2 tRNA genes and 3 rRNA genes are annotated in these 5406 nt (G+C 53.8%); all 5 read left to right on the top strand.

The features are described from left to right. Nucleotides 1-223: 223 nt before the first annotated feature. A 16S ribosomal RNA gene (locus NOV65_RS15315) occupies nucleotides 224-1763 on the top strand. A gap of 115 nt (nucleotides 1764-1878) precedes the next feature. Continuing rightward, nucleotides 1879-1954: transfer RNA gene (locus NOV65_RS15310), tRNA-Ala, on the top strand. 22 nt (nucleotides 1955-1976) lie between these two features. Further along, nucleotides 1977-2054, top strand: a tRNA-Ile gene (locus NOV65_RS15305). A 208-nt stretch (nucleotides 2055-2262) separates the two neighbouring features. Continuing rightward, nucleotides 2263-5198 (top strand): 23S ribosomal RNA (locus NOV65_RS15300). 83 nt (nucleotides 5199-5281) lie between these two features. After that, nucleotides 5282-5397, top strand: a 5S ribosomal RNA gene (gene rrf, locus NOV65_RS15295). Together the 16S, 23S and 5S rRNA genes with 2 tRNA genes alongside form the textbook arrangement of a ribosomal RNA operon. Nucleotides 5398-5406: the final 9 nt, after the last annotated feature.

Raw genomic sequence — 5406 nt, 5'->3', positions numbered from 1 at the left:
TAGTCTGAATGTCCTGCGCAGTTGAGGCTGCGAGGTGCTGGAAGGGGCCGCGAGGCGACTTCGGACTGTGCGGAAGCACGGTGAGCGTCTTTGAAAACCGGATAGAAGATAGGAAGCCTTTGAGGGTTCTGTGGGGCGTCTAAGGATGCTGCGCAGAATTCAGAACAATTTTTCGACCAGAACATTGGCCCGAGGGGAGACCCGAGGGTGAGAGTTCAGAATGAAACTTGAGAGTTTGATCCTGGCTCAGAATGAACGCTGGCGGCGTGCCTAACACATGCAAGTCGGATGTGCCGCAAGGTGCATGGCAGACGGGTGAGTAACGCGTGGGGAATCTACCTTTTTGTGGGGAATAACGCTCCGAAAGGAGTGGTAATACCGCATGAGACCAGTGGCTGGGATGCTGCTGGTGAAACCTGGGGACCGCAAGGCCTGGGGCAAAAAGAGGATCCTGCGTCTGATTAGCTAGTTGGCGGGGTAATGGCCCACCAAGGCGACGATCAGTAGCCGGCCTGAGAGGGTGATCGGCCACACTGGAACTGAGACACGGTCCAGACTCCTACGGGAGGCAGCAGTGGGGAATTTTGCGCAATGGACGAGAGTCTGACGCAGCAACGCCGCGTGGGTGATGAAGGTCTTCGGACTGTAAAACCCTGTCGTCAGGGACGAAGGTGCACGTGTTAATAGCATGTGTGCTTGACGGTACCTGGAGAGGAAGCCCCGGCTAACTCTGTGCCAGCAGCCGCGGTAATACAGAGGGGGCAAGCGTTATTCGGAATTATTGGGCGTAAAGGGCGCGTAGGCGGTTTTTTAAGTCAGATGTGTAATCCCCGAGCTCAACTTGGGAACTGCATCTGAGACTGGAAGGCTAGAGTACTGGAGAGGGTGGTGGAATTCCTCGTGTAGCGGTGAAATGCGTAGAGATGAGGAGGAACACCAGTGGCGAAGGCGGCCACCTGGACAGTAACTGACGCTGAGGCGCGAAAGTGTGGGTAGCAAACAGGATTAGATACCCTGGTAGTCCACGCTGTAAACGATGAACACTTGGTGTGGAGGGAGTTGACCCCTTCCGTGCCGGAGCTAACGCGTTAAGTGTTCCGCCTGGGGAGTACGGTCGCAAGGCTGAAACTCAAAGGAATTGACGGGGGCCCGCACAAGCGGTGGAGCATGTGGTTTAATTCGACGCAACGCGAAGAACCTTACCTGGGCTTGAACTGTAGTGGACCGGTGCAGAGATGTGCCTTTTCGCAAGAACTGCTACAGAGGTGCTGCATGGCTGTCGTCAGCTCGTGTCGTGAGATGTTGGGTTAAGTCCCGCAACGAGCGCAACCCTTACCCGTAGTTGCCAGCGCGTCATGGCGGGAACTCTACGGGGACTGCCCGGGTTAACCGGGAGGAAGGTGGGGATGATGTCAAGTCCTCATGGCCCTTATGTCCAGGGCTACACACGTGCTACAATGGGCGATACAAACCGTTGCAAAGTCGCGAGATGGAGCTAATCGGAGAAAGTCGTCCTCAGTTCGGATTGTAGTCTGCAACTCGACTACATGAAGGTGGAATCGCTAGTAATCGTGTATCAGAATGATACGGTGAATACGTTCCCGGGCCTTGTACACACCGCCCGTCACATCACGAAAGCCGGGAGCACTTGAAGAGGCTGTGGTAACCCGCAAGGGGGCTAGGTCTCAATGGTGAACTTGGTGATTGGGGTGAAGTCGTAACAAGGTAGCTGTAGGAGAACCTGTGGCTGGATCACCTCCTTTCTAAGGAGAGTCACCTTTAGGGGTGACGAAAGGTCAACGCTTCCGATCGAAATTTCTATCCGGTTTTTAAAGACGCTCGGGCAATCTTTGACGAGCGTGTTTGGGCGTCCAGATTGGGCCCGTAGCTCAGCTGGGAGAGCGCCTGGTTTGCATCCAGGAGGTCGTCGGTTCGATCCCGGTCGGGTCCACCAGCGCCTGCTGGAGCACGAACAGGGGCCTATAGCTCAGTCTGGTTAGAGCGCACGCCTGATAAGCGTGAGGTCGGTGGTTCGAATCCACCTAGGCCCACCAATTTGAGTTGAGTTGAGATCCTGAGGGATTTGAATCCAGCTCAAGGGTTGGCGTCTGAACAAGACAGCAGTTGTTTGACAGTTAAATAGAAGGAATAGAGAAGGGTGATCCATAGCGTTGAAGTGACGTTGTGGGCTTAAGGCGAGGCAAGTTTAGCGAAATCAATTAACTCTCGTGGGTCTGAAGTCAATGTAATTCATTGATGGAAGGCCAAGTTACAAAGGGTTGACGGTGGATGCCTTGGCAGATGACAGCGATGAAGGACGTGGTAAGCTGCGAAAAGTCTCGGGGAGTTGCACGCGAACGGTGATCCGGGAATGTCCGAATGGGGAAACCCTCTTGGGTGAAAGCTCAAGAATCTCTTAGCTGAATTCATAGGCTTTGAGAGGCGAACGTGGGGAAGTGAACCATCTCAGTACCCACAGGAACAGAAAACAACAGTGATTCCGGGAGTAGCGGCGAGCGAAACCGGAAGAGCCCAAACCTTTTACGTGTAAGCGGCAGGCGTTGCGTAGAGGGGGTCGTGGGACCTACAGGTTGAGGCTGCCCCTCAACACAGAGTTACAAAACCTATAGTTAGCGGAACGGCATGGAAAGGCCGGCGATACAGGGTGATAGCCCCTTATGCGAAAGCTACTAGGACTCTGAGTGGTGTTCCCAAGTATGTCGGGGCACGAGAAACCTTGACAGAATTTGCCGCGACCATGCGGTAAGGCTAAATATGTTCATCTGACCGATAGTGAACCAGTACCGTGAGGGAAAGGCGAAAAGAACCCCGATGAGGGGAGTGAAATAGAACCTGAAACCGTCAATCTACAAGCAGTGGAACCTCTATGGTTTACCAGAGGAACCGCGTGCCTTTTGCATAATGAGCCGGCTAGTTATTTTCAGTGGCGAGGCGAAGCCGAAGAGGCGGTGCCGTAGGGAAACCGAGTCTGAATAGGGCGACAGTCGCTGGAAATAGACGCGAAACGGGATGATCTATCCTTGACCAGGATGAAGTCCGGGTGACACCGGATGGAGGTCCGAACCAGTGTGGGTTGAAAACCGCTTGGATGAGTTGAGGATAGGGGTGAAAGGCCAATCAAATTCCGTGATAGCTCGTTCTCCCCGAAATAGCTTTAGGGCTAGCGTCGGATGTTTCGTCGTGCAGGTAGAGACCTGAATGGACTAGGGGGCTTACCAGCTTACTGAATCCAACCAATCTTCGAATGGCACGCCGTGAAGTCCGGCAGTCAGACTGCGGGTGATAAGATCCGTAGTCGAGAGGGAAAGAACCCAGATCGCCAGCTAAGGTCCCAAAATACATGCTAAGTGGAAAAGGATGTGGATGTGCTTAGACAGCCAGGAGGTTAGCTTAGAAGCAGCTATCCTTTAAAGAAAGCGTAATAGCTCACTGGTCAAGCGGGTCTGTGCCGACAATTCAACGGGGCTAAAGCATGTTACCGAAGCTGCGAACGTAAGTGGTAGGGGAGCATTCCCTACGTCTGTGAAGGTTGACCGTAAGGACAGCTGGAGACATGGGAAGAGACTCTGTCGGCATAAGTAGCGTAAAGACAGGCGAGAACCCTGTCCGCCGTAAGACTAAGGTTTCCAACGCAAGGTCAATCCGCGTTGGGTTAGTCGGGCCCTAAGCTGAGGCCGAAAGGCGTAAGCGATGGAAAGCTGGTTAATATTCCAGCACCATGAGCATCTCGTTTGTACGATGCAGGGACGCAGGAAGGTAGGGACGCAGAGCTATGGAATGTTCTGCGAAAGGATCCAAGGATGGTGCTTAGGGAAGTCCGGGTGCCACGAGTCCAAGGTTTCTGACGAAAAGTCCTAATCCTACACTGCCGAGAAAAGCTGCTAAGGAGAGGTGCTTGTGTCCGTACCGCAAACCGACACAGGTAGTCGAGGAGAGAATCCTCAGGCGTTTGAGAGAACTCTGCTGAAGGAACTCGGCAAATTAACCCCGTAACTTCGGGAGAAGGGGTACCACGGTAGGGTTCATAGCCCGAGGTGGTGGCACATAAATGTCCCAGGCGACTGTTTAACAAAAACACAGGTCTCTGCAAACTCCAAAGAGGAGGTATAGGGGCTGACACCTGCCCGGTGCCGGAAGGTCAAGAGGAGCGGTCAGCGCAAGCGAAGCTGCGAATTTAAGCCCCGGTGAACGGCGGCCGTAACTATAACGGTCCTAAGGTAGCGAAATTCCTTGTCGGGTAAGTTCCGACCTGCACGAATGGTGTAACGATCTGGGAACTGTCTCCAGCAGAGACTCAGCGAACTTGTAGCACCGGTGAAGATGCCGGTTACCCGCACTTAGACGGAAAGACCCCGTGCACCTTTACTACACCTTGACATTGAGGTTGGCGTTGGACTGTGCAGGATAGGTGGGAGGCTATGAAACTGGCTCGTTAGGGTCGGTGGAGCCAATGTTGAGATACCACCCTGTTTAACGCTGATCTCTAACTCGCACCCGTGATCCGGGTGGAAGACAATGTCAGGCGGGTAGTTTGACTGGGGCGGTCGCCTCCTAAAGCGTAACGGAGGCGTACGAAGGTTCCCTCAGGCTGTTTGGAAATCAGCCGCAGAGCGCAATAGTATAAGGGAGCTTGACTGCGAGTCAGACACGACGAGCAGGTGCGAAAGCAGGTTATAGTGATCCGGTGGTCCCGAATGGAAGGGCCATCGCTCAACGGATAAAAGGTACGCCGGGGATAACAGGCTGATCTTGCCCAAGAGTTCATATCGACGGCAAGGTTTGGCACCTCGATGTCGACTCATCACATCCTGGGGCTGAAGCAGGTCCCAAGGGTTCGGCTGTTCGCCGATCAATAGTGGTACGTGAGTTGGGTTCAGAACGTCGCGAGACAGTTCGGTCCCTATCTAGTGTGGGCGCAGGAGATTTGAGAGGACCTGTCCTTAGTACGAGAGGACCGGGATGGACTGACCTCTGGTGTTCCAGTTGTGCCTCCAGGTGCAATGCTGGGTAGCTAAGTTGGGAAGTGAGAAGCGCTGAAAGCATCTAAGCGCGAAACACCCCTCGAGATGAGATCTCCCTATGAGACCCGTGGTAGACCACCACGTTGATAGGTCGCATGTGCAAGGCCGGTAACGGCTTCAGCTGAGCGATACTAATCGGTCCACAGACTTGACCTTTCATCAATCAATTGCATCAACTTCATTACCCACGAACGCTCCACGGAGCTTCGCCTTAACCCTTCTCAACCCTTCTACCCCTTCGTCGTGGCTTTTCCCCAAGGGTCACACCCGTTCCCATCCCGAACACGGCAGTTAAGACTTGGAGGGCCGATGATACTGCTCCTCACAGGAGTGGAAAAGTAGGTCGCTGCGACGTTAAATCCCC

This window comes from Geothrix campi (assembly GCF_024609265.1).
Classification (GTDB): Bacteria; Acidobacteriota; Holophagae; order Holophagales; family Holophagaceae; genus Geothrix; species Geothrix campi.
The sequence above is the reverse complement of the archived record's forward strand: the minus strand, read 5'-3'. Positions and strand labels throughout refer to the sequence as shown.